The sequence below is a fragment of the Pseudomonas fluorescens group sp. genome (genome assembly GCF_020093335.1).
Taxonomy (GTDB): domain Bacteria; phylum Pseudomonadota; class Gammaproteobacteria; order Pseudomonadales; family Pseudomonadaceae; genus Aquipseudomonas; species Aquipseudomonas petroselini.
In genome coordinates, this window is the sequence record NZ_JAIOKW010000011.1 from 17,874 (window position 1) to 42,062 (window position 24,189).

Sequence of the window (24,189 nt, forward strand, 5' to 3'; positions counted from 1 at the left end):
CCATAAAAAAGGGAAGCCGTGAATGGCTTCCCTTTCATCACACCAGTTTCAGGCTTACAACACCTGAACAATCGCCTTGGTCACCGCACCAATGTTCGACTGGTTCAACGCCGCCACACAGATACGCCCGGTATCCAGTGCGTAGATGCCAAACTCGCTGCGCAAGCGGGTGACTTGCTCAACGGTCAGGCCGGAGTAGGAGAACATCCCACGTTGGCGGCCGACGAAGCTGAAGTCGTGGCCCGGAGCAGCCTTGGCCAGTTCGGCGACCATCTGCTCGCGCATGCCACGGATGCGCAGGCGCATTTCAGCCAGCTCGGCTTCCCACTGGGCGCGCAGCTCAGGGTTGTTCAGTACCGCTGCCACGATGGCCGCGCCGTGGGTCGGCGGGTTGGAGTAGTTGGTGCGGATCACACGCTTGACCTGGGACAGGATGCGCGCGCTTTCTTCCTTGGATTCACTGACGATCGACAGTGCGCCAACGCGCTCGCCGTACAGGGAGAACGACTTGGAGAACGAGCTGGACACAAAGAAGGTCAGGCCCGACTCAGCGAACAGGCGCACCGCGGCGGCGTCTTCGTGGATGCCATCGCCAAAGCCCTGGTAGGCCATGTCGAGGAACGGCACCAGGTTCTTGGCCTTGACCACGTCCAGCACGTTCTGCCAGTCGGCCGGGCTCAGGTCGACGCCGGTCGGGTTGTGGCAGCAGGCGTGCAGCACCACGATGGACTGTGGCGGCAGGGCATTGAGGTCATCGAGCAGGCCGGCACGGTTCACGTCGTGGGTGGCGGCGTCGTAGTAGCGGTAGTTCTGCACCGGGAAACCGGCCGTTTCGAACAGCGCGCGGTGGTTTTCCCAGCTCGGGTCGCTGATGGCGACGACGGCGTTGGGCAGCAGCTGCTTGAGGAAGTCGGCGCCGATTTTCAGCGCGCCGGTGCCGCCGACCGCTTGTACGGTGACGACGCGGTTGGCTTCGAGCAGGGGCGACTCAGCGCCGAACAGCAGGGTTTGCACAGCCTTGTCGTAGGCCGCGATGCCGTCGATCGGCAAGTAGCCACGGGCGGCGTGTTGCGCCACGCGAATGGCTTCCGCTTCGGCAACGGCACGCAAGAGTGGAATCTTCCCCTCCTCGTCGCAGTAAACGCCCACGCCAAGGTTGACCTTGGTGGTTCGTGTGTCGGCGTTGAATGCTTCGTTGAGGCCCAGGATAGGATCGCGTGGTGCCATTTCGACAGCGGAGAACAGGCTCATTTTTGCGGCAGCTCTATGGGGGAATGGAGGGACGTGTCGCGCTCCAGCCGAATGCACTAGAGCGGTGCACAAACGGGGAGCTAGTATAGAGGCCCTCACTGCCGAGGGCGACCACCGAAACGGCTTTTCGGCCAAGTTTTTCGGTTTATTTGCCGACCGTTAGTCTTATTGCAACATTGATCGTAGACGGCAGTCAGGACGATTGCCTTGAAACCCGCCACATTCGCCACCACTTCTATGGCTATCATGGTTTTTTCCTACGATCCGCGCTGAATCTTCGCGGGTGGTGGTCTATTTCGTCCTCGACGGGTTTACAGTCTGGGGTGACTACACGAGGTACGTTATGTCGGATTTCCAACTCGTCACCCGCTTTGAACCCGCTGGCGATCAGCCGGAAGCCATTCGCCAGATGGTCGAAGGCATCGAGGCCGGCCTGGCCCACCAGACGCTGCTCGGGGTGACCGGTTCGGGCAAGACCTTCAGCATCGCCAACGTGATCGCGCAGATCAACCGCCCCACCTTGGTGCTGGCGCCGAACAAAACCCTGGCCGCGCAGCTCTACGGCGAGTTCAAGGCGTTCTTCCCGAACAACGCGGTGGAGTATTTCGTTTCCTATTACGACTACTACCAGCCCGAAGCCTACGTGCCGTCTTCCGATACCTTTATCGAGAAGGATGCGTCGATCAACGACCACATCGAGCAGATGCGGCTGTCGGCGACCAAGGCGCTGCTGGAGCGCAAGGACGCGATCATCGTCACCACGGTGTCGTGCATCTACGGCCTGGGCAGCCCGGAAACCTATTTGAAGATGGTGCTGCACGTTGATCGCGGCGACAAGCTCGACCAGCGCGAGCTGCTGCGTCGGCTGACCAGCTTGCAATACACCCGCAACGACATGGACTTTGCCCGCGCCACCTTCCGGGTGCGTGGTGACGTGATCGACATCTACCCGGCCGAATCCGACCTGGAAGCGATCCGCATCGAACTGTTTGACGATGAAGTCGAGAGCCTGTCGGCCTTCGACCCGTTGACCGGCGAAGTGATCCGCAAGCTGCCGCGCTTCACCTTCTATCCGAAAAGCCACTACGTGACCCCGCGTGAAACCCTCATGGGCGCCATCGAGGGCATCAAGGTCGAGTTGGCCGAGCGCCTGGAATACCTGCGCTCCAACAACAAGCTGGTGGAAGCCCAGCGCCTGGAGCAGCGCACCCGCTTTGACCTGGAGATGATCCTGGAGCTGGGGTACTGCAACGGTATCGAAAACTACTCGCGCTACCTGTCGGGCCGTGAATCCGGCGCGCCGCCGCCGACCCTCTACGATTACCTGCCGCCCGACGCGCTGCTGGTGATCGACGAGTCCCACGTCAGCGTGCCGCAGGTCGGCGCGATGTATAAGGGCGACCGCTCGCGTAAAGAAACCCTGGTGGAATACGGTTTCCGCCTGCCGTCGGCGCTGGATAACCGGCCGATGCGCTTTGATGAGTGGGAAGCCATCAGCCCGCAAACCATTTTTGTGTCGGCCACGCCGGGCAACTACGAGGCCGAGCATGCGGGCCGCGTGATCGAGCAACTGGTGCGTCCGACCGGGCTGGTCGACCCAGAAATCGAAATCCGCCCGGCGTTGACCCAGGTGGATGACTTGCTCTCGGAAATCACCAAGCGCGTGGCCCTCGAAGAGCGGGTGCTGGTCACCACGCTGACCAAGCGCATGTCCGAAGACTTGACCGACTACCTGGCCGACCACGGCGTGCGCGTACGCTACCTGCACTCGGACATCGACACTGTGGAACGGGTGGAAATCATCCGCGACCTGCGCCTGGGCACCTTCGATGTGCTGGTGGGGATCAACCTGCTGCGCGAAGGCCTGGACATGCCGGAAGTGTCGCTGGTGGCGATCCTTGATGCCGACAAAGAAGGCTTCCTGCGCTCCGAGCGCTCGTTGATCCAGACCATCGGCCGCGCCGCGCGGAACCTCAACGGGCGGGCGATTCTTTATGCGGACCGCATCACCGGGTCTATGGAACGCGCGATTGGCGAGACCCAACGCCGTCGCGACAAGCAGATTGCCTTCAACCTGGAAAATGGCATCACCCCGAAAGGCGTGTTCAAGGACGTCGCCGACATCATGGAAGGCGCCACCGTGCCCGGCTCGCGCAGCAAGAAGCGCAAGGGCATGGCGAAGGCTGCCGAGGAAAGCGCCAAGTACGAAAACGAACTGCGCTCGCCGAGTGAGATCACCAAGCGGATTCGACAGCTGGAAGAGAAGATGTACCAGTTGGCGCGGGATCTGGAGTTTGAGGCGGCGGCGCAGACGCGGGATGAGATTGGCAAGTTGCGTGAGCGCTTGCTTGCCGTCTGATTTACGGTGGTTTTACCGGCCTCATCGGGGGCAAGCCCCCTCCCACACTGGACCGCATTTCCATGTTGGACCTCGGTCAAATGTGGGAGGGGGCTTGCCCCCGATGGCCTCGCCTCGGTTTTCCAGAAATCACCCAGGCTGTTACCATCCGCCCCTTGTTTCAATTTTCAGTTTTATCGCCCATTCGAGACCAGCCATGACCACCGTCCGCACGCGCATTGCGCCATCGCCTACTGGGGATCCCCACGTCGGCACTGCTTACATCGCCTTGTTCAACTACTGCTTTGCCAAGCAGCACGGCGGTGAATTCATCCTGCGGATCGAAGACACCGATCAACTGCGCTCCACCCGTGAGTCGGAACAGCAGATTTTCGATGCCTTGCGCTGGCTGGGCATTACCTGGGCGGAAGGCCCGGACGTTGGCGGCCCGCACGGCCCGTATCGCCAGAGCGAGCGCAGCGACATCTACAAGCAGTACACCCAGCAACTGGTCGACATGGGCCACGCGTTCCCGTGCTTCTGCACCGCCGAAGAACTGGACCAGATGCGCGCCGAGCAACAGGCCCGTGGCGAAACCCCGCGCTACGACGGCCGCGCGCTGCTGCTGTCGAAGGAAGAAGTGGCCCAGCGCCTGGCGGCTGGCGAACCTCACGTGATCCGCATGAAAGTGCCGAGCGAAGGCGTGTGCGTGGTGCCGGACATGCTGCGCGGTGACGTCGAGATCCCGTGGGACCGCATGGACATGCAGGTGCTGATGAAGACCGACGGCCTGCCGACGTACTTCCTGGCCAACGTGGTCGACGACCACTTGATGGGCATCACCCACGTACTGCGCGGCGAAGAATGGTTGCCATCGGCACCGAAACTGATCCTGCTCTACGAATACTTCGGCTGGGAACAACCGCAGCTGTGCTACATGCCGCTGCTGCGTAACCCGGACAAGAGCAAGCTGTCCAAGCGCAAGAACCCGACCTCGGTGACCTTCTACGAGCGCATGGGCTTCATGCCTGAGGCGATGCTCAACTACCTGGGGCGCATGGGCTGGTCGATGCCGGACGAGCGCGAGAAGTTCTCGCTGCAGGAAATGGTCGACAACTTCGACCTGTCCCGCGTGTCGCTGGGCGGGCCGATCTTCGACATCGAGAAACTGTCGTGGCTCAACGGCCAGTGGCTGCGTGACTTGCCGGTCGAAGAGTTCGCCAGCCGCGTGCAGCAGTGGGCGTTGAACCCTGAGTACATGATGAAAATCGCGCCGCTGGTGCAGGGCAGGGTGGAGACGTTCAGCCAGGTCGCGCCTTTGGCCAGTTTCTTCTTTGCCGGTGGCGTTAATCCGGATCCCAAGCTGTTCGAGTCCAAGAAGCTCTCGGGCGACCAGGTTCGCCAGTTGATGCAGTTGATCCTGTGGAAGCTGGAAAGCCTGCGCCAGTGGGAGAAGGATGCGATCACCGCGACGATCCAGGCGGTGGTGGAATCCCTGGAATTGAAACTGCGCGACGCCATGCCGCTGATGTTCGCCGCGATCACCGGGCAGGCCAGTTCGGTGTCGGTGCTGGATGCAATGGAAATCCTCGGCCCGGACCTGACGCGTTTCCGTCTGCGCCAAGCCCTTGATTTGCTTGGTGGTGTATCGAAGAAAGAAAACAAAGAGTGGGAAAAACTGCTGGGCGCTATCGCCTGAGCAAGCGGTTGAAACGACGAAACCCCGGTTTTCCGGGGTTTCGCCGGTAAGTGATTGTTATCCCGGCAAAAAATTTTGGAAATTGTTGAAAATAAATTTGACACACTTCCAAACCGCCATTAAGATTCGCCCCGTCCTCACCGATGAGGGGCTATAGCTCAGCTGGGAGAGCGCTTGCATGGCATGCAAGAGGTCAACGGTTCGATCCCGTTTAGCTCCACCAATTTGTAGGTTCAAGGTCTGGCCACACCGTCCTTGAATTGATCAGTTCTCAGCGCTGATCAGCTGTACAGAAGGTTTTGTCCCCTTCGTCTAGTGGCCTAGGACACCGCCCTTTCACGGCGGTAACAGGGGTTCGAGTCCCCTAGGGGACGCCAGTTTCAACAAGCAGCTCGAAAGGTCTGCTGCGTCGCGAGACGAAAAATCCGGGGCTATAGCTCAGCTGGGAGAGCGCTTGCATGGCATGCAAGAGGTCAACGGTTCGATCCCGTTTAGCTCCACCAATTTACAGGTTCAAGGTTCCGGCCACACCGTCCTTGAATCGATCAGTCTCAGCCTGATCAATGTACAGAAGGTTTGTGTCCCCTTCGTCTAGTGGCCTAGGACACCGCCCTTTCACGGCGGTAACAGGGGTTCGAGTCCCCTAGGGGACGCCACGATTACCCGCTCTGCGGGATTTTTAAGGGTCATTCAATTATTGAATGGCCCTTTTGTTTGTCTGGCGTTTGGCCAATTCTTTCTTTCCTTCCTGCTTTCTCTTCTGACCGACGGTCATGCCTGTCGCTTGCCAAATATTATTATGGTAATAATATTCAACCCATGAACGACGGAGGCAATGATGAGCGATAAAAAAGCGCAAACCCGCGAACGTATTTTGCAGGCCGCCAGCGCCGCGTTGATCCAGCGTGGCCCGGCCGAACCGAGTGTGGGTGAAGTCATGGGCGCGGCGGGGCTGACCGTCGGTGGTTTCTACGCGCATTTTGAAAGCAAGGACGCGCTGATGCTGGAGGCCTTCACCCAGTTGCTGGCCAAGCGTCGCGCATCGATTGACGACATGGACTCACAGCTCACCGGCGAGGAGCGCAGAGGCCTGGTGGCGGCATTTTACCTGTCGCGCAAGCACCGTGACTCAACCGCCCAGGCCTGCCCGATCCCCGCGACCGTCGGCGAGATGAGCCGACTGCCGGATGAATTCCGCCAGGCGCTGAACGACCACTGCGAGCTGATGGCGGCGCAACTCGCCGCGGGCCCTGAAGACACCGACAAAGCCCTGGCTGACATGGCGCTGATGATCGGTGGCCTGGCCTTGGCCCGCGCCTTGGGGCCGGGGGAACTGTCTGACCGTGTGCTGCGCGCCGCCAAGTCGGCCGTGCGCTAGAAGAGGGCTGCATGATGGGCACGTTGACCTGGATTCGTCGCTTCAACGGCACGCTGGGGCGCCTGGCCCCCCAAACCGTGGCCAATCGGATGCGTCGCGCCTTCATGACGCCACGCGACCTGCCACCGCGCGACTGGGAACTGCCGCTGCTGGCGCAATCGGAGCGCATCACCTTGCGTTTCGGGTTGTCCGCCCTGCGCTGGGGCCAAGGGCCTGCGGTGTTGTTGATGCACGGTTGGGAAGGCCGGCCCACGCAGTTTGCCAGCCTGATCACTGCGCTGGTCGACAATGGTTACTCGGTGATTGCCCTGGACGGTCCTGCCCATGGCCGTTCGCCAGGGCGTGAAGCCCATGTGCTGCTGTTTGCCCGCGCCATGCTAGAAGCCGCCGCCGAGTTGCCGCCGCTGCACGCCGTGATCGGCCATTCCATGGGGGGCGCCAGTGCGATGCTCGCGGTGCAGTTGGGGTTGCGCACCGAGGCGTTGGTGAGTATTGCCTCGCCGTCGCGCTTTTTGGACGTGCTGCGCGGCTTTACCCAGATGGTCGGTTTGCCGGCGCGGGCGCGTTCGGCATTTATCCAGGAAGTCGAGTTGACGTTCGGGATGCCGCTCAAACACTTGGACGTGGCCCATTACCAGATGAATATTCCCGGCCTGATCGTGCATGCCGAAGACGATACCTTCGTCCCGGTCAAGGCGTCTCAGGCCATCCACGAAGCCTGGTTCGACAGCCGCTTGCTGCGCCTGGAGCAGGGCGGTCACCAAAAAGTGCTGGCTGATCCGCGTGTGATCGACGCTGTGCTGGCGTTGTTGGCCGGCCGTCGTTTACAGGCGCTGCAAAGCGCCTGATACACTCTCCCCGCCGACATTAATCGACTGGGAGCAAGGCATGGGTTGGGATTTGGCAACGCCGTTTATCATCGATCTGCAGGTTGCGCCTGAAGACATCGACGGCCTGGGGCACGCCAATAACGCGGTGTACGTGTCCTGGCTGGAGCGCTGCGCCTGGCGCCACTCCCAGCGCCTGGGGCTGGACCTTACCGAATATCGCCGCCTGGACCGTGCCATGGCCGTGGTGCGGCACGAGATCGACTACCTGGCCGCAGGTTATGAAGGCGACGAATTGCAACTGGCCACTTGGATCGTCGACTGGGACCAGCGCCTGAAGATGACCCGGCGTTTTCAGCTGGTCCGGCCGCGTGACGGCGTAACGCTGTTGCGCGCGCACACCACCTTTGTCTGCATCGAACTGTCCAGCGGCAAGCCCAAGCGCATGCCCGCCGAGTTTCTCGACGGTTACGGCCCGGCCCTGACAGGGGGTTAACGGTTGCTGTGGGAAACCCAGTAAACTGCGCCACGATTTTTGTTGAGTGTTTTCCATGCAAATTGCTTTGGCGCCCATGGAGGGGTTGGTCGACAACATCCTGCGGGACGTGCTGACCCGCGTCGGCGGTATCGATTGGTGCGTGACCGAGTTTATCCGCGTCAATGACCGCCTGCTCACCCCAGCGTATTTCCACAAGCTCGCCCCGGAACTGCTGCACGGTGCCCACACCGCTGCGGGCGTGCCGCTGCGTGTGCAATTGCTCGGCTCTGACCCGGTGTGCCTGGCGGAAAACGCCGCCCTGGCGTGTGAGCTGGGTTCGCAAGTCATCGACCTCAACTTCGGCTGCCCGGCCAAGACCGTCAACAAATCCCGGGGCGGCGCGGTGCTGCTCAAGGAGCCGGAGCTGCTTAATCAAATCGTTGAGCACGTGCGCCGCGCGGTACCGGCTCACATACCGGTCACTGCCAAGATGCGCCTGGGTTTCGACAGCCCGGACGGCGCCCTGGTCTGCGCCACCGCCCTGGCCGAAGGCGGCGCGGCACATATTGTCGTGCATGCGCGCACCAAGACCGATGGCTACAAGCCGCCGGCCCACTGGGAATGGATCCCGCGAGTCCAGGACGTGGTCAAGGTGCCGGTGTTCGCCAACGGTGATATCTGGAGCGTCGAAGATTGGCGGCGTTGTCGGGAAATCAGCGGCGTCGAAGACATCATGCTGGGTCGTGGCCTTGTAGCACGTCCGGACTTGGCGCGGCAGATCGCAGCGGCGCGGGCGGGCGAGGAAGTGGTCGAGATGACCTGGGCAGAGATGCAGCCCATGCTTCAGGATTTCTGGACCCAGTCGGTGGCGCAACTGACCGAACGTCAAGCACCGGGCCGCTTGAAGCAATGGCTGGCGATGCTCACGCGCAACTACCCTGAGGCTGTGGAGTTATTTACCCTGATGCGCAGGGAGACAGACCTGGAGCAGGTCGGACGTTTGCTGGGTATGCCCGGTCAACGAGAGCAGTCAGCGGTGTTGCAAGATTAAGTTTACATATATAAGTGTTTCATCCTTTGCTGTAACGGGCGCCGAAAGGCGCCTTTTTTTTGCCTGAAAAGTTACGTGGGGCGTAACGGCATGATGTCTGGGGCGATTTTCAATATTCCTAGTCATTGGACAGTTGTTGGGGTGTTGCGGGATATATGAAAGTAACCATGAGTGGCTGGCTCGACTGCTACTAAGTTTTAATGCGTGATTTTGTCGCCCGGCTGCCCAAGTCATTGCGTGCGCGTCAATTAACATACGTTGGATGAGCTAATTAAGTTGAATGTTTTCTTTAAGTTGCTTTTTTGCCGGGGTGTTACCCGATGTGTGTGTTAAAGAGGCGAATGATCCACGCTCAGCCCTGATTTCTCGCTGGATGTCCATAGGTAAAAGTTTCCATCGATCATTTGGTTTCCTTATATGAGCTGCGATTTTTCGGAACTCATCTCCGTTACGCCCCACGAATCTTGCGAGTTTGTAGTGCTCACGGTTGTTTCATACTCTAAATCACTCAGTGTGCCTTCTCTGCCAGTGCGGGGGATGGCACAGCTTAAGGAATGAAAAATATGTCTAATGTATCGACCAAACAGTTCGTGCCGATGAACACGGATTACGCACAACTTAATCAATCATCAGTGCCCATGAATAAGCCGCTTGAACTGACCTCGTCCACGGACAGCGCGAATAAGTTTCTGAAAGACAGTAATCCTGCGCCAAAAGAAAACAATGTCAGCGTGAATAAGGAGTCCCTGGAAAAGTTGTTTGCCATGTTTGAGTTCGCGGTGAAGGCGATGCGTAGCATGCTCGCCGGCATGGGGGTGCTGCCCAAGTTGCCCGGTGAACTGGATGCCCAGCCCCCACTGAAACCTGGCGCCGATTCCAAGGTTGTTGCGGACACGGGCGTATCGGACAAAGGGACTCCCGAAACGGATGCCAAGACCAAAACCAAGCCGGGCCCTGACGCCAAAGTGACTACGAATACGAATACGAGCGTACCACCCAAGCTTGTTACTGAAGGGGATACCAAGGCCAAAACCAAGCCGGAGCAGGATTCCAAAGCGACTACGCAGACGAGCGTGCCACCCAAGCTTGTTACTGAAGGGGATACCAAGGCCAAAACGAAGCCGGAGCAGGATTCCAAAGCGACTACGCAGACGAGCGTGCCACCCAAGCTTGTTACTGAAGGGGATACCAAGGCCAAAACGAAGCCGGAGCAGGATTCCAAAGCGACTACGCAGACGAGCGTGCCACCCAAGCTTGTTACTGAAGGGGATACCAAGGCCAAAACGAAGCCGGAGCAGGATTCCAAAGCGACTACGCAGACGAGCGTGCCACCCAAGCTTGTTACTGAAGGGGATACCAAGGCCAACACGAAGCCGGAGCAGGATTCCAAAGCGACTACGCAGACGAGCGTGCCACCCAAGCTTGTCACTGAAGGGGATACCAAGGCCAGCACGAAGCCGGAGCAGGATTCCAAAGCGGCGATCACTACGAGCGTGCCACTCACGCTCTTGCCTAGTAGCAAACCGCAATTAACGCCTCTCACCCATGTTGAACAGAATAATAAACAGTCTTCGGAGATCAACCTGACCGTGCAGGTCCAGGGCTGTCACTGCCCGCATACCGGTGAAAAAGTTGCGCCACAGCCGCCGGTGACGACGAATGTCGATAAGCAACCGGCGCCACAGCCGCCGGTGACGACGGATGTCGATAAGCAACCGACGCCACAACCGCCGGTGACGACGAATGTCGATAAGCAACCGACGCCACAACCGCCGGTGTCGACGAATGTCGATAAGCAACCGGCGCCACAGCCGCCGGTGACGACGAATGTCGATAAGCAACCGACGCCACAACCGCCGGTGTCGACGAATGTCGATAAGCAACCATCGCCACAACCGCCGGTGTCGACGAATGTCGATAAGCAACCGACGCCACAACCGCCGGTGACGACGAATGTCGATAAGCAACCGACGCCACAACCGCCGGTGACGACGAATGTCGATAGGCAACCATCGCCACAACCGCCGGTGACGACGAATGTCGATAAGCAACCGGCGCCACAGTCTCCGGTTACCCCGTCCACCGTGGACCCGAAGCCCGACACTCCGCCCACTCCGGACATTACCTGCCCCGCACCGGATGACGTGGACGGTTTCAACAAGGCTTCGCACAACCGTTTCGACAACCATCGAGCTGCAAGGCCCAGCCTCCGTCCACGCTTCTGAGCCTGCTGTCTTGAGGCGTTGAGCATCAATGTCCGCTCCCTGGCCATGCGGTCAGGGAGCACTCAGAGAGATTTGAAGCATGTCATCGATAAGCCATAACCCTGCTGCACGACTTTCCATCGAGCCCTTCCGAGTCACTGACCCTGGTACTCGCGGCGCATCGGCTTCCGTTAACCGGGCTAATGTAAATGAGGCGACACCGGCGCCCCGTATAGACGTGACGCCCCAAGGTTTCAGTAACAACGCAGACCCTACGGCCTTGATGGGGATGCTGGTAGATCTGTTCGCACAGTTCTTCAACCAGTTGCAGAGGCTTTTGCGTAAAGATGTACCCCCACCTGATTCGACCCACAATGACGTACCTCTACCACAACCCCGTGTGCTACCGGCTCCTGATACAACACCCACCGATAAGCGACGCGAGCCGATCCACGAACTTTCCACTAAGCGTAAAGGTGAAAAACCCGACAATATCTGGAATGGCTTTCGGCAAGGAAAGGATGGTAATTGCGTAACCGTTTCCGCTATCAAGGCGGCGATGGCGAAGTTTGGTCAAAGCCCAAAGGATATCTACACGTCTGTTGAGCCGGTCGCAGAGGGTTTTAAAGTCGTTATGCGCGATGGGTTTGAGTTGAAACTGACGAAGTCAGAGTTGAATAGCGCTATTCGTGGTTCCAACTTTGTGCAACTTAATGATCCTGGAATGCTAAAGGATGCGCACTTCCTGTTTGCGTGTTCTGCCAAGCGAGCGCAAATGGAGAACAACGACGGCTGGGCGAATAGAAGTTTTAATGCGGCCATCGCCACCCTCAATAATGGTGAGGATGAACACGGGCCGGGGGAAGGTTTCAAACGCCTGGGGTTAAAAGATCATATGAAGCGCGTGTCGGTGCGTGAGTTCGCTGACCAATCGTTGATCGGGATGGTCAACAGGCGCCGGCACTCGGTTGCGGTGGTGAACGGGAGTGAGGAGATCTACGGGCGTAAAGGCGGCCGACCCACCGAGGGGCAAGCCATTGCGTTGATCTGATAACGCCGTTCGACGGCCCGAATTATCGGTCACGGATTCGCCCGACTATTTCATTTAAGAGTTAATGATATGAGTACGTTCGCAACGGGTTCTTCTGCTCGCTCAATGTCACTGGCGCCGCTGTTGTCGAGTCACTTGGAAAAACAAGTTACGCCCCTCACTGCATTTGATGCGCCGGAGCGTCGCTTTGGCGAGCATTTCAACGCGAGTTCACACAGTGCAGTCATCAAGCTGATGATGCTTACCTTTGGCGCGCGTCCTACCGATATGTTCAATGATGTACGCAGCACCGGTGATGGTTATGACGTGACCATGAAAGATGGTATCCAACTGCATCTTTCCCGGCAGGAGTTGCAGCAGGCGGCCGCCGCGTCGCGTTTTGCCGGCAATGATAGCGATATCTTGAGCAGTGCCTATTTCGCGCTGGCTGTATTCATCAAACGCAAACAACTCGGCAGTGGCAACGCCGCTGGCCTGGCAGGTTTTGAGGCGGTATTGACCGAGTCTTTGCAGGGGGAGACGACGTTTAACATGCTCAAAGGCATGGGGTTGTCCGGTCATCTCCAATATGTACCCACCGCGACGGTTGTCGGCCAAGGGGGTAACGGTGTGGCAGATAGCTATGATGCGGGTTCGTCCCTGATTCACGCTGGCAAGGCGCACCGCTTCGGCAGGGAGAGCTCACCTGATCGTAGTTATCTGTACACGTTGGTGAACGATAGCGCGCCGAAGCCCCGCATCATCCCGTCCCCTGTCACGCCGGTCGTCGTGCCTGAAGCCGACCCGCCCACGAAGAATGTCCGCCCCCAGGTCGCCGAGGTGTTGCAGGGTTTCACCACGTCCTCGCGAAACTTTGGTGAAGTATTCGACCTGAGCAGCCATGCCGCTGTCATCAAACTGATGATGCTCAGGTTCGGTCGGTCGCCCTCCGACATGTTTGAAAAAGTCGAGGGTACGCAGAGCGGGTACAGCGTCACCATGAAGGATGGGTTTGAACTGACGTTATCCCGGCAAGAGCTGCAGCGTGCCAGCGAAGCTTCACGGTTTACCGGCCCGGACGCGCAAATGATCACGGACGCCCATTTCATGCTGGCCGCGTTTGCCAAGCGCAGGCAAATTGAACGCAATGTTCAGTTTGATTCGGCGTTATCGGGCACTTTGCGTGGAGAAACGCCTTACAACGTCTTGAGGGGCATGGGCCTGATCGGTTTTTTGCGGGTTGCACCACCCGGCAAGTTGCTTGAACCACACAGCGTCGGCGTCACCAATACGTTCAACTTTTCAGGCGAGTTGGTCGTCGAGGGCATCAAGCATGGTCAGGGTGGGAAAGCGGCTGTCGTGAAGGACTACGGCTATCAACTTGCTGCGGATTTACCCGGCGAACCCCACAAGGGTAGGCCTGCACAGTTCTCGGCGGCGCCTGTAGGCGTTCCGCCTGCCGATATCTGGGCCGGGTTCTATCAAGGCGTGGAGGGCAACTGTGTCACGGTGTCGGCGATCAAGGCGGCGATGATGAAGTACGGGCAAAACCCGCTGGGCATCTACAAGCGAGTGACTGAAACATCGGAAGGTTTCACCATCACCATGCGCGACGCCTGCACGGTGACGCTCACCCATGCCGAGCTGGAAATGGCACGAGCAGCCGCCAACTTCAAGGGGGAGGATAAGGGCCTGGTTGACGACGCTGTGTTCCTTTATGCGGTGAGCGCCAAGCGCGCCCAACGGGAGAATCATGAGTTCAAGGCCGGGGGCAGCTTTGGCGCTGCGCTGCAAACGCTGAACGACGGTGAGATGCCCGGCGATGCATTGCGCCGCCTTGGCTTGTACGCCTTTACTCGGCCAAGCAGTGTGCAGGAACTCGCGTCAGGCGTGCCAGGCACCCTGGCGAACTTCTGGCACTCCGTGGTGGTGGTCGAGGGCACCCTGGATGAATATGGCGCCAAGCGCGACTTGCAAGGCTCGGAATGGATGCAAAAGGGCGGCGTTGCACTCAAACTGATTTAGGCCCGGCCGTCGCCTGCGATCAAGCGCTCCCTGAATCCGAGCATAGGCAGTGGCCGGCTGTGCAAATACCCTTGGTACAGATGGCAACCCAGGCCTTGCAGAAATGCCAATTGCTCCTGGGTTTCCACACCTTCGGCAATCACCTCCAGGTTCAAGCTGCGGGCCATGGCCACGATGGCACGGATGATTTCGGCGTCGTTAGGGTCATGGGTGGCGTCACGCACGAAGGATTGGTCGATCTTCAGCGCGTCCACCGGCAAGCGTTTGAGGTACGTGAGCGACGAGTAGCCGGTGCCGAAGTCATCCATCGCGAAGCTCACGCCGAGCTTTTTCAGGCGGCGCATTTTGCTGATGGTGTCGTCCAGGTTCTGGATCACGATGCCCTCGGTAATTTCCAGCTTTAACAGGCTGAATGGCAGTTGGTGTTGCTTGAGACTGCGCTCCACCCGTTCGACAAAATCGTTCTGGCGAAACTGCCGTGGGCTGATATTCACGCACAGGCTGAAATTCAGCGGGTCCACCAAGCCCTCCGCGATCAGCTGTTGAAAGGCCGCGCAGGCTTCATCAAGGATCCAGGTGCCGACTTCAAGGATCAGGCCGCTGTCCTCCAACACCTTGATAAATTCGGCGGGCGACTGCGCGCCCAGTTGCGGATGCTGCCAGCGCACCAGGGCTTCTGCGCCGACGATCTTGTTGCCGCGCGCGTCCACTTGCGGCTGGTAGTGCACGCTGAACTCGCCGCGTGACAGGGCCAGGCGCAGGTCGGTCTCCATGCGCAGGCGTTCGCTGGCGGTTTTTTGCATGCTGTTGTGGAACATCTGCGTGGTGTTGCGCCCTGAATCCTTGGCGCGGTACAGGGCGATGTCGGCGCGCTTGAGCAAGTCGGCGGGGGTGGAGCCATGATCGGGAATCAGCGCCACCCCAATACTCGGCGTGACCTGCAGGCGGTGGCCATCGAGGAACATGGGTTCCGAGAGCAATTCGCGCAGGGTGTCGGCCAGTTCCTGTACCTGGGCGCTGACTTCCATGCGCGAACCGTCCAGGCCGCTGAGCAGCACCACAAATTCATCGCCCCCCAGGCGCGCCACGGTGTCTTCCATGCGCACGCTGGCTTCCAGGCGTGCGGTGACGATCTTCAGCACCGTGTCCCCCACCGGATGGCCGAGGGAATCGTTGATGTGCTTGAAGTGGTCGAGGTCGAGGAACAGCAGCGCGCCGCGCAGGTTATGGCGCTTGAGCAGGGCGATCTGCTGGCTGAGGCGGTCCATCAACAGGGCGCGGTTGGGCAAGTTGGTCAGCGGGTCGTGGTAGGCCAGGTGGCGGATCTGCGCCTGGGCGTTTTTGAGCAGGCTCACGTCGCGGGCGGTCAGCAGCAGGCACGGGGTTTCATTCAGGGTGATGGGCTCCACCGACACTTCCACTGCCAGCAAGTCGCCGCGCTTGTTGTGCCAAAGCATTTCCAGATGGTGGATGCGGCCTTTGATCTGTAACTCGGCCAACAGCGCCGAGCGCTGGTTTTCATCGGCCCAGATACCGATCTGGTAGAGGGTCAGGCCGATGGCCTCCTCGGCACGGTAGCCGGTCAGGCGACAGAAACCATCGTTGACCTCCACATAACGCCCGGTATCGCGCTCGGTGATGGAAATGGCGTCGGGACTGGAATGGAAAGCCTTGGCGAACTTCTCTTCGCTGGCCTTGAGGGCCGCTTCCGAGCGTTGTTGCTGGGTGATATCGCGCAGCGTGGTGACAATGCACGGCTGGTCGCCGACCTTGATCAGACGACTGGAAATCACGCAGGTCAGGCTTTGGCCGTTTTTGTGATGCACCATGATCGCCACATTGTTCAGCGTCTGCTCGCGGATCACCCGTTCGATACGCTCCAGGCGCTTGCTCGACTCGTCCCACAGGCCAATCTGCTCGGCGCTTTTGTCGATCACCTCGGCCGCTGTCCAGCCGAAGGTCTGGGTAAAGGCGGGGTTGATCTCGATAAACGCGCCGCCGTCCAGGCAGGTGACGCAGATCGGGTCAGGGCTGGCCTGGAACAGGCTGGCGAATTTTTCTTCGGAGGCGGTCAAGCGTTGTTCGCGTTCCACTTGGTCGGTGATGTCCAGCAAGGTCCCGGCCATACGCAGTGGCGCGCCTTGGGCGTCGCGGTAGAGGCGGGCGCGACTTTCCAGGTAACGTGAACTGCCGTCTTCCATGGGCACCCGGTAGGTCAGTTGATAGTTGCCGGCCGGGCCCTCGCGCAGGGTTCGGTAAGCGTTGCGCATGTTTTCGCGCTCTTCACCGGGCATGCCCTCGAAAAAAGCATCGAAGGATTCGTGGAACGGTTCCGGCGGCAGGCCGTGTAACTGAGCGGCGCGCGCCGAGCCGTAGAGCATGCCGGTAGGGATGTGCCAGTCCCAGGTGCCCAGTTGCGCCGAGTCCAGGGCCAGGTCAAGGCGCTCCTGGCTGTCCTTGAGCGCCTGTTCGGCGTTTTTGCGCTCGGTGGTGTCGAGGAAGGTGCTGAGCAAATAGGCCTCGCCTTCCAGTTCGACCTTTTGCGCGCTGAGGGTGCCATCGTGGATCTGGCCATTACTGGCGCAAAATTGCACCTCCATGGTGATGGGCTCGCCCTTGCGCTGTGTGGCCTTGACCAACTGCGCGCGTTGCTCGGGGTGGCGCCATAGGCCCAGGTCCAGGGTGGTGCGCCCGATAGCGTCGGCCACCGGCCAGCCGAAGAGCATTTCGAAATACTGGTTGGCTTCGCTGATCAGCCCGTCGGCCTGGCGGGTCAGCAGGACCATGTTGGGGCACAGATGGAACAGCGTGGCGAAGCGTTTTTCGGAGTGGCTGAGGGCGTGCTCGCGTTCGCGCTGGCGCGTAGTCTCGCGGATCACCCCGATCATGCGGCGCCGCCCGGCCTTGTCCGGCGCCAGGCTGCCGTTGATTTCCAGCCAGTGATGGGTGCCATCCGGCCATTGAATGTGGTGGTGCATGGCCTGTTCGAACGGCTCCCCAGCCAGCACCGCGTGAAAAGCCCGTATCACCCGGCCGCGATCCTGTGGGGCCAGCAGGTCCAGGTAATCCAGGTCCTTGGGCAGCGGCTGGCGGGGGTCGAAGCCGAACAGCGCCTGGGTGCCCCGTGACCAACTGATGCGCCCGGTGTCGATTTCCCAGCACCACGCACCCAGCCGGGCAGCATTAAGGGCTGCCAGCAGTTGCGGGGCGCTGTCCCAGCTTTGTTCCGCCTCTTGAGGGTCAAGGGCGTAAATGCGGGGCAGGGGTGGCACGGAATCGACGGGGTTGCGCATTATCAAAGGGCCTTGGCTCGATGGGCGTATAGCGCGGTTTATTCAGGCCCTGAGGCCGCACAGTTTCATGCCGGTATCCCTGGCAGATCGACCTGTGCATCCAATAGGCTCATGAAAGCCCGCGCAGCGTTCGACAGCGTCCTTTCGGTGTGCACGATATAGCCTAGCTGGCGACTGAGCTGTATGCCCGGCAAAGCGATACTTGCTACCTGATCATCGAGCATGGTGCGCGGCAATACGCTCCAGGCCAGGCCGATGGACACCATCATCTTGATAGTTTCCAGGTAGTTAGTGCTCATCGCGATGTTCGGCGTGAGGCCCTGGGCCTCGAACAGCCGGCTGACAATATGGTGGGTAAAGGTGTTGCCACCGGGGAAAACGGCCGGGTGGCCGGCAATGTCGGCCAGGCTGACACGGCCATTGCTGATCAGGCTGTGCTCCGGCGCCACCACGAAATCCAGTGGGTCGTCCCACACGGGTGTGGCACGCACGAGGTGGTGGGGCTCGGGCGCCAGGGTGATCACCGCCACTTCGGCGCGGCCATGGAGGATTTCTTCGTAGGCCACTTCTGAATCGAGGAACTGAATATCCAGCGCCACATTCGGGTATTCCCGGGTAAAGGTCCGCAGCACCGGCGGCAAGCGGTGCAGGCCAATGTGGTGACTGGTGGCCAGCGTGAGGCGCCCGCTGACTTCACCGGTGAGGTTGGTCAGGGCGCGACGTGTGTCGTCCAGCACGTTGAGGATCTGATAGGCACGTGGGAGCAGGGCTCGTCCGGCTTCGGTCAAGCCGACTTCACGGCCCAGGCGGTCGAACAAGCGCACCTTTAATTGTTGCTCCAGGCCGGCGATGCGTTTGCTGATGGCCGGCTGGGTCAGGTGCAGGCGTTCACCGGCGCCGGAGAAACTGCCGGTCTCGGCGATGGCAATAAAGGCATTGAGGTTGGCCAAGTCCATGGGGGTATTCCAGTTGGTAATCCAAAGCATAAAAAATATGAATTTGAGTTATTTAATGTAGCGCCATACCATCAGCCTCACAAGCCAAAGGGTTATTGAAAAGCCCGGCATAGAGAAACACCGCTGATGAGGACCGACTGATGGCCGGCAAAACGCTTTACGACAAGCTTTGGGATTCCCATGAAGTGAAACGGCGCGACGATGGCTCGTCGCTGATCTATATCGACCGTCACATCATCCATGAAGTGACCTCGCCCCAAGCGTTCGAAGGCCTGCGGCTGGCCGGGCGCAAGCCTTGGCGCGTCGATTCCATCATCGCCACACCGGACCACAACGTACCCACCACCCCTGAGCGCAAGGGCGGTATCGAAGCCATTGCCGACCAAGTGTCGCGTTTGCAGGTGCAGACCCTCGACGACTACTGTGACGAATATGGCATCACCGAATTCAAGATGAATGACGTGCGTCAAGGCATCGTGCACGTGATCGGCCCGGAGCAGGGCGCCACCTTGCCGGGCATGACCGTGGTCTGCGGCGATTCCCACACCTCCACCCACGGTGCGTTCGGCGCCTTGGCCCACGGCATCGGCACTTCCGAGGTGGAACATGTGTTCGCCACCCAGTGCCTGGTCGCCAAAAAGATGAAGAATATGTTGGTGAAGGTCGAAGGCACGTTGCCGTTCGGCGTGACCGCCAAGGACATCGTGCTCGCGGTGATCGGCAAGATCGGTACAGCCGGCGGTAACGGCCATGCCATCGAGTTTGCCGGCAGTGCGATTCGCGACTTGTCGATCGAAGGCCGCATGACCATCTGCAACATGTCCATCGAAGCCGGTGCCCGTGTGGGCATGGTGGCGGCGGATGAAAAGACCGTCGACTACGTCAAGGGGCGTCCATTCGCACCTGCAGGCGCGGATTGGGATGCAGCGGTCGAAGCCTGGAAAGACTTGGTGTCCGACGCCGATGCGGTGTTCGACACGGTGGTCGAGCTGGACGCGGCCCAGATCAAGCCGCAAGTCAGCTGGGGCACTTCGCCGGAAATGGTTCTGGCGGTTGACCAGAACGTGCCGGATCCGGCTAAAGAGGCTGACCTGGTCAAGCGGGGCTCCATCGAGCGCGCGCTGAAGTACATGGGGTTGAAAGCCAACCAGGCGATTACTGACATTCAGTTGGATCGCGTATTCATCGGTTCCTGCACCAACTCGCGGATCGAAGACCTGCGCGCCGCGGCGGTGATCGCCAAGGGCCGCAAAGTCGCCTCGACCATCAAGCAGGCGATCGTGGTGCCGGGTTCAGGCCTGGTGAAAGCCCAGGCAGAAGCTGAAGGCCTCGACAAGATCTTCCTCGAAGCCGGTTTTGAATGGCGTGAGCCGGGCTGCTCGATGTGCCTGGCGATGAACCCCGACCGCCTGGAGTCGGGCGAGCACTGCGCGTCCACCTCCAACCGTAACTTCGAAGGGCGTCAGGGCGCCGGCGGGCGTACCCACCTGGTCAGCCCGGCCATGGCCGCTGCCGCTGCCGTCAACGGTCGTTTCATCGACGTTCGCGAATTGATCTGAGGAATACCCGATGCGTGCTTTTACTCAACACACTGGCCTTGTCGCCCCTTTGGACCGTGCCAACGTCGACACCGACCAGATCATCCCCAAGCAGTTCTTGAAGTCGATCAAGCGCACCGGTTTCGGCCCGAACCTGTTCGACGAGTGGCGCTACCTGGACGTGGGCTACGCCTACCAGGACAACTCCAAGCGCCCGTTGAACAAGGACTTCGTGCTCAACGCCGAGCGTTACCAGGGCGCCAGCGTGCTGCTGGCGCGGGAAAACTTCGGCTGCGGCTCCAGCCGTGAGCACGCGCCGTGGGCGCTGGAAGAATATGGCTTTCGCAGCATCATCGCGCCGAGCTACGCGGACATCTTCTTCAACAACAGCTTCAAGAACGGCCTGTTGCCGATCATCTTGAGCGATGCCGAAGTCGACGAGCTGTTCAAGCAGGTGGAAGCCGAAGAGGGCTACCAGTTGACCGTCGACCTGGCCGCGCAAACCGTGACGCGTCCGGACGGCAAGGTGTATCACTTTGAAGTGGATGCGTTCCGTAAGCACTGCCTGATCAACGGCCTGGACGATATCGGCCTGACCTTGCAGGACGGCGATGCGATTGCCGCGTTTGAAGCCAAGCACCGGGCGAGCCAGCCTTGGTTGTTTCGTGATGCCTGATATGAGGTAGGTCGTGCTGGCCCCATCGCGGGCAAGCCCGACTCCCACAGTTGACCGAGTTGTTCAGGAGAACACCGATCAATGTGGGAGCTGGCTTGCCTGCGATAGCGCCCGTACAACCACCCCAAAACCCAAGGAAAACCACCATGACCGCCACCGTCCACACCCAAGTCGTGCAAAAACAATTCGGCGAGCAAGCCTCGGCCTACCTGAGCAGTGCCGTACACGCCCAAGGCACCGAATTCGCGCTGTTACAGGCCGAACTGGTCGGGCAGGGCGCTGCGCGACTGCTGGACCTGGGTTGCGGTGCCGGTCATGTGAGCTTCAATATGGCGCCGCTGGTTAAAGAGGTCGTGGCCTATGACCTCTCCCAGCAGATGCTCGACGTCGTCGCCACCGCTGCGGTAGACCGCGGCTTTGAGAACATCCGCACCGTACAGGGCGCCGCCGAACGCCTGCCGTTCGCCGACGGTGAGTTCGACTTCGTGTTCAGCCGTTATTCGGCCCACCACTGGAGCGACCTCCGCCTGGCCCTGCGCGAAGTGCGCCGCGTGCTCAAGCCGGGCGGCGTGGTGGCGTTCGTCGACGTCTTGTCACCGGGCAGCCCGCTGTTGGACACTTACCTGCAAACCGCCGAAGTGCTGCGCGACACCAGCCACGTGCGCGATTACTCCGCCGCCGAGTGGATGCAGCAGCTCAGCGAAACCGGTCTGCACGTGCGCAACAGTAGCCGCCAGCGTTTGCGCCTGGAATACACCTCCTGGGTTGAGCGCATGCGCACGCCAGAGGTGTTGCGTGCCGCGATCCTTGAGCTGCAACAGGCGATGGGCCAGGAAGTGCGCGATTACTACGAAATTCAAGCCGACGGCACCTTCAGCACCGACGTGCTGGTGGTCTTTGCCGAACGCTGATTGATTTTTCCCGACCTGCCCACGGGTGGGTCGCTTGATGAAATGAGGAACGCATGAGCAAGCAGATTCTGATTCTCCCTGGCGACGGCATTGGTCCGGAAATCATGGCCGAAGCGGTCAAGGTACTGGAGCTCGCCAACAGCAAGTACAGCCTGGGCTTCGAGCTGAGCCACGACGTGATCGGCGGCGCTGCCATCGACAAGCACGGCGTACCGCTGGCCGACGAGACCCTGGACCGTGCCCGCGCGGCCGACGCCGTGCTGCTCGGCGCCGTGGGCGGCCCGAAATGGGACAAGATCGAACGTGACATCCGCCCTGAGCGCGGCCTGCTGAAAATCCGCGCGCAACTGGGCCTGTTCGGCAACCTGCGCCCGGCCATCCTCTATCCGCAACTGGCGGACGCCTCGAGCCTCAAGCCGGAAGTGGTCGCGGGCCTGGATATCCTGATCGTGCGCGAGCTGACCGGTGGTATCTACTTTGGCTCGCCACGCGGTGTGCGTGAGTTGGAAAATGGTGAGCGCCAGGCCTACGACACCCTGCCTTACAGCGAGAGCGAAATCCGCCGTATCGCCCGTGTCGGTTTCGACATGGCCCGCGTGCGTGGCAAGAAGGTCTGCTCGGTGGACAAGGCCAACGTGCTGGCCTCCAGCCAACTGTGGCGCGAAATCGTCGAAGAAGTGGCCAAGGACTACCCGGACGTCGAACTGAGCCACATGTACGTCGACAACGCTGCCATGCAACTGGTGCGTGCACCCAAGCAGTTCGACGTGATCGTCACCGACAACCTGTTCGGCGACATCCTGTCCGACCAGGCGTCGATGCTCACCGGTTCCATCGGCATGCTGCCGTCGGCGTCCCTGGACACCCGCAACAAGGGCATGTACGAGCCTTGCCACGGTTCGGCGCCGGACATCGCGGGCCAGGGCATTGCCAACCCGTTGGCGACCATTTTGTCGGTCTCCATGATGCTGCGTTACAGCTTCAACCTGAGCGACGCGGCGGATGCCATCGAGAAGGCCGTGAGCCTGGTACTCGATCAGGGCCTGCGCACCGGCGACATCTGGTCGCAGGGTTGCACCAAGGTCGGTACGCAAGAAATGGGCGACGCAGTAGTCGCCGCGCTGCGGAATCTGTAATCTCTCGGGCCCGCTTGCAGTTGTTGCTGCAAGGCGGCCCACTTTTTAACAAGGTGTAGTTGCGATGAAACGTGTAGGTCTGATCGGTTGGCGCGGTATGGTCGGTTCCGTGCTCATGCAGCGGATGCTGGAAGAGCAGGATTTCGATCTTATTGAGCCGGTGTTTTTCACCACTTCGAACGTGGGTGGCCAAGGGCCGTCCGTGGGCAAGGATATTGCTCCGCTCAAGGACGCCTACAACATTGAAGAGCTGAAAACCCTCGACGTGATTCTGACCTGTCAGGGTGGCGACTACACCAGCGAAGTCTTCCCCAAGTTGCGCGAAGCCGGCTGGCAGGGTTACTGGATCGACGCCGCCTCCAGCCTGCGCATGCAGGACGATGCGGTGATCATCCTTGATCCGGTGAACCGCAAGGTCATCGACCAGCAACTGGACGCGGGCACCAAGAACTACGTCGGCGGCAACTGCACCGTCAGCCTGATGCTGATGGGCCTGGGTGGCCTGTTCGAAGCCGGCCTGGTCGAGTGGATGAGCGCCATGACTTATCAGGCGGCCTCCGGGGCCGGCGCGCAGAACATGCGCGAACTGATCAAGCAAATGGGCGCGACCCACGCTGCCGTCGCCGATCAACTGGCCGACCCGGCCAGCGCGATCCTCGACATCGACCGCCGTGTGGCTGAAGCCATGCGCAGCGAGGCGTACCCGACCGAGAACTTCGGCGTGCCATTGGCCGGCAGCCTGATCCCCTGGATCGACAAAGAGCTGCCGAACGGCCAGAGCCGCGAAGAGTGGAAGGCCCAGGCCGAGACCAACAAGATCCTCGGCCGCTTCAAGAGCCCGATCCCGGTGGACGGCATCTGCGTGCGTATCGGCGCGATGCGCTGCCACAGCCAGGCGCTGACCATCAAGCTGAACAAAGACGTGCCGATCGCCGATATCGAAGCGTTGATCAGCCAGCACAACCCCTGGGTCAAGCTGGTGCCGAACAACCGCGACATCAGCATGCAGGAGCTGAGCCCGACCAAGGTCACCGGCACCTTGAATGTACCGGTAGGCCGTCTGCGCAAGCTGAACATGGGCAGCCAGTTCCTGGGCGCGTTCACCGTAGGCGACCAGCTGCTGTGGGGCGCGGCCGAACCGCTGCGCCGCATGCTGCGGATTCTGCTGGAACGTTGATAGTTTGAGGCAATGAGAGAAACCCGCGACTGGTGACAGGCGCGGGTTTTTTGTTGTTTGGTCGGGCCTTATCGGGGGCAAGCCCCCTCCCACCCTTGATTGGCGAACGCGCCCAAATGTGGGAGGGGGCTTGCCCCCGATATGGCCATCAGCCACGCCACAAATCCCAGCTTAATTGCCTCGCCCCCCACCACCCGGTAAAGTGCCGCTCCCCCCGCAAT

General features: G+C 60.3%; 17 protein-coding genes and 4 tRNA genes. 18 read left to right on the forward strand and 3 right to left on the reverse strand.

All coding sequences use genetic code 11. The features are described from left to right. Positions 1-54 precede the first annotated feature (54 nt). A complete protein-coding gene (locus K7431_RS14120; RefSeq protein ID WP_015884988.1) occupies positions 55-1,251 on the reverse strand; it encodes an amino acid aminotransferase in 1,197 nt (398 codons plus the stop codon). A gap of 343 nt (positions 1,252-1,594) precedes the next feature. On the opposite strand from K7431_RS14120, the gene uvrB reads away from it, so the two are divergent. From uvrB to K7431_RS14185, 13 genes are all read left to right on the forward strand, one after another. After that, the gene (uvrB, locus tag K7431_RS14125; protein ID WP_010209048.1) at positions 1,595-3,610 is read left to right on the forward strand and encodes an excinuclease ABC subunit UvrB; all 2,016 of its coding nucleotides are present in this window, start codon (positions 1,595-1,597) and stop codon (positions 3,608-3,610) included. Between the two features lie 196 nt (positions 3,611-3,806). Next, positions 3,807-5,288: a glutamate--tRNA ligase gene (gene gltX / locus K7431_RS14130; RefSeq protein WP_015884987.1), complete on the forward strand. Its 1,482-nt coding sequence runs from the start codon at positions 3,807-3,809 to the stop codon at positions 5,286-5,288. Between the two features lie 147 nt (positions 5,289-5,435). Then, positions 5,436-5,511, forward strand: a tRNA-Ala gene (locus tag K7431_RS14135). 78 nt (positions 5,512-5,589) lie between these two features. Further along, positions 5,590-5,665, forward strand: a tRNA-Glu gene (locus tag K7431_RS14140). A 50-nt stretch (positions 5,666-5,715) separates the two neighbouring features. Beyond that, positions 5,716-5,791 (forward strand) — tRNA-Ala (locus K7431_RS14145). A gap of 77 nt (positions 5,792-5,868) precedes the next feature. Beyond that, positions 5,869-5,944: transfer RNA gene (locus K7431_RS14150), tRNA-Glu, on the forward strand. Between the two features lie 182 nt (positions 5,945-6,126). After that, the gene (locus K7431_RS14155; RefSeq protein WP_043205666.1) at positions 6,127-6,666 is read left to right on the forward strand and encodes a TetR/AcrR family transcriptional regulator; all 540 of its coding nucleotides are present in this window, start codon (positions 6,127-6,129) and stop codon (positions 6,664-6,666) included. Positions 6,667-6,680: 14 nt separating this feature from the next. Next, positions 6,681-7,514 carry an alpha/beta hydrolase gene (locus K7431_RS14160; protein WP_043206304.1) on the forward strand — a complete coding sequence of 278 codons (834 nt, stop codon included), beginning with the start codon at positions 6,681-6,683 and terminating at the stop codon, positions 7,512-7,514. A 40-nt stretch (positions 7,515-7,554) separates the two neighbouring features. Then, a complete protein-coding gene (locus K7431_RS14165) occupies positions 7,555-7,989 on the forward strand; it encodes an acyl-CoA thioesterase (protein ID WP_015884984.1) in 435 nt (144 codons plus the stop codon). A gap of 55 nt (positions 7,990-8,044) precedes the next feature. Then, positions 8,045-9,022: a tRNA dihydrouridine synthase gene (locus K7431_RS14170; RefSeq protein ID WP_015884983.1), complete on the forward strand. Its 978-nt coding sequence runs from the start codon at positions 8,045-8,047 to the stop codon at positions 9,020-9,022. Positions 9,023-9,585: 563 nt separating this feature from the next. Next, entirely contained in the window at positions 9,586-11,247 is a 1,662-nt protein-coding gene (locus K7431_RS14175; RefSeq protein ID WP_224316745.1) for a hypothetical protein, read from the forward strand. Positions 11,248-11,515: 268 nt separating this feature from the next. Continuing rightward, positions 11,516-12,277, forward strand: coding sequence for a hypothetical protein (locus K7431_RS14180; RefSeq protein WP_327193831.1), 762 nt, complete (start codon positions 11,516-11,518; stop codon positions 12,275-12,277). A gap of 69 nt (positions 12,278-12,346) precedes the next feature. Continuing rightward, positions 12,347-14,281, forward strand: a complete 1,935-nt coding sequence (locus K7431_RS14185) for a hypothetical protein (protein WP_015884980.1) — start codon at positions 12,347-12,349, stop codon at positions 14,279-14,281. Here the strand turns inward: K7431_RS14185 and K7431_RS14190 are convergent. Further along, the gene (locus K7431_RS14190; protein ID WP_043205663.1) at positions 14,278-17,574 is read right to left on the reverse strand and encodes an EAL domain-containing protein; all 3,297 of its coding nucleotides are present in this window, start codon (positions 17,572-17,574) and stop codon (positions 14,278-14,280) included. The two genes, K7431_RS14185 and K7431_RS14190, sit on opposite strands and share 4 nt — an antisense overlap. 65 nt (positions 17,575-17,639) lie before the next feature. Then, positions 17,640-18,530 carry a LysR family transcriptional regulator gene (locus K7431_RS14195; protein ID WP_015884978.1) on the reverse strand — a complete coding sequence of 297 codons (891 nt, stop codon included), beginning with the start codon at positions 18,528-18,530 and terminating at the stop codon, positions 17,640-17,642. A 140-nt stretch (positions 18,531-18,670) separates the two neighbouring features. Here K7431_RS14195 and leuC point away from each other — a divergent pair, with 140 nt between their 5' ends. The 5 genes from leuC to asd all read left to right on the forward strand — a co-directional run bounded on the left by leuC (position 18,671) and on the right by asd (position 23,968). Then, positions 18,671-20,089 (forward strand): 3-isopropylmalate dehydratase large subunit, encoded by a 1,419-nt coding sequence (gene leuC / locus K7431_RS14200; RefSeq protein ID WP_015884977.1) that lies wholly within the window; start codon positions 18,671-18,673, stop codon positions 20,087-20,089. 10 nt (positions 20,090-20,099) lie between these two features. After that, on the forward strand, positions 20,100-20,744 hold the full coding sequence (gene leuD, locus K7431_RS14205; protein WP_015884976.1) for a 3-isopropylmalate dehydratase small subunit: 645 nt from the start codon (positions 20,100-20,102) through the stop codon (positions 20,742-20,744). Between the two features lie 146 nt (positions 20,745-20,890). Beyond that, a complete protein-coding gene (locus K7431_RS14210) occupies positions 20,891-21,655 on the forward strand; it encodes a class I SAM-dependent methyltransferase (protein ID WP_015884975.1) in 765 nt (254 codons plus the stop codon). A gap of 53 nt (positions 21,656-21,708) precedes the next feature. Continuing rightward, positions 21,709-22,791: a 3-isopropylmalate dehydrogenase gene (gene leuB / locus K7431_RS14215; RefSeq protein ID WP_015884974.1), complete on the forward strand. Its 1,083-nt coding sequence runs from the start codon at positions 21,709-21,711 to the stop codon at positions 22,789-22,791. 64 nt (positions 22,792-22,855) lie between these two features. Next, positions 22,856-23,968, forward strand: a complete 1,113-nt coding sequence (asd, locus tag K7431_RS14220; protein WP_015884973.1) for an aspartate-semialdehyde dehydrogenase — start codon at positions 22,856-22,858, stop codon at positions 23,966-23,968. The last annotated feature ends 221 nt before the right edge of the window (positions 23,969-24,189 follow it).

Excerpts from the sequence above, each read along its gene's own strand:
- K7431_RS14120 (WP_015884988.1), bottom strand. The coding sequence starts at position 1,251 with ATGAGCCTGTTCTCCGCTGTCGAAATGGCACCACGCGATCCTATCCTG.
- uvrB (WP_010209048.1), top strand. The coding sequence starts at position 1,595 with ATGTCGGATTTCCAACTCGTCACCCGCTTTGAACCCGCTGGCGATCAG.
- gltX (WP_015884987.1), top strand. The coding sequence starts at position 3,807 with ATGACCACCGTCCGCACGCGCATTGCGCCATCGCCTACTGGGGATCCC.
- K7431_RS14155 (WP_043205666.1), top strand. The coding sequence starts at position 6,127 with ATGAGCGATAAAAAAGCGCAAACCCGCGAACGTATTTTGCAGGCCGCC.
- K7431_RS14160 (WP_043206304.1), top strand. The coding sequence starts at position 6,681 with ATGGGCACGTTGACCTGGATTCGTCGCTTCAACGGCACGCTGGGGCGC.
- K7431_RS14165 (WP_015884984.1), top strand. The coding sequence starts at position 7,555 with ATGGGTTGGGATTTGGCAACGCCGTTTATCATCGATCTGCAGGTTGCG.
- K7431_RS14170 (WP_015884983.1), top strand. The coding sequence starts at position 8,045 with ATGCAAATTGCTTTGGCGCCCATGGAGGGGTTGGTCGACAACATCCTG.
- K7431_RS14175 (WP_224316745.1), top strand. The coding sequence starts at position 9,586 with ATGTCTAATGTATCGACCAAACAGTTCGTGCCGATGAACACGGATTAC.
- K7431_RS14180 (WP_327193831.1), top strand. The coding sequence starts at position 11,516 with ATGCTGGTAGATCTGTTCGCACAGTTCTTCAACCAGTTGCAGAGGCTT.
- K7431_RS14185 (WP_015884980.1), top strand. The coding sequence starts at position 12,347 with ATGAGTACGTTCGCAACGGGTTCTTCTGCTCGCTCAATGTCACTGGCG.
- K7431_RS14190 (WP_043205663.1), bottom strand. The coding sequence starts at position 17,574 with ATGCGCAACCCCGTCGATTCCGTGCCACCCCTGCCCCGCATTTACGCC.
- K7431_RS14195 (WP_015884978.1), bottom strand. The coding sequence starts at position 18,530 with ATGGACTTGGCCAACCTCAATGCCTTTATTGCCATCGCCGAGACCGGC.
- leuC (WP_015884977.1), top strand. The coding sequence starts at position 18,671 with ATGGCCGGCAAAACGCTTTACGACAAGCTTTGGGATTCCCATGAAGTG.
- leuD (WP_015884976.1), top strand. The coding sequence starts at position 20,100 with ATGCGTGCTTTTACTCAACACACTGGCCTTGTCGCCCCTTTGGACCGT.
- K7431_RS14210 (WP_015884975.1), top strand. The coding sequence starts at position 20,891 with ATGACCGCCACCGTCCACACCCAAGTCGTGCAAAAACAATTCGGCGAG.
- leuB (WP_015884974.1), top strand. The coding sequence starts at position 21,709 with ATGAGCAAGCAGATTCTGATTCTCCCTGGCGACGGCATTGGTCCGGAA.
- asd (WP_015884973.1), top strand. The coding sequence starts at position 22,856 with ATGAAACGTGTAGGTCTGATCGGTTGGCGCGGTATGGTCGGTTCCGTG.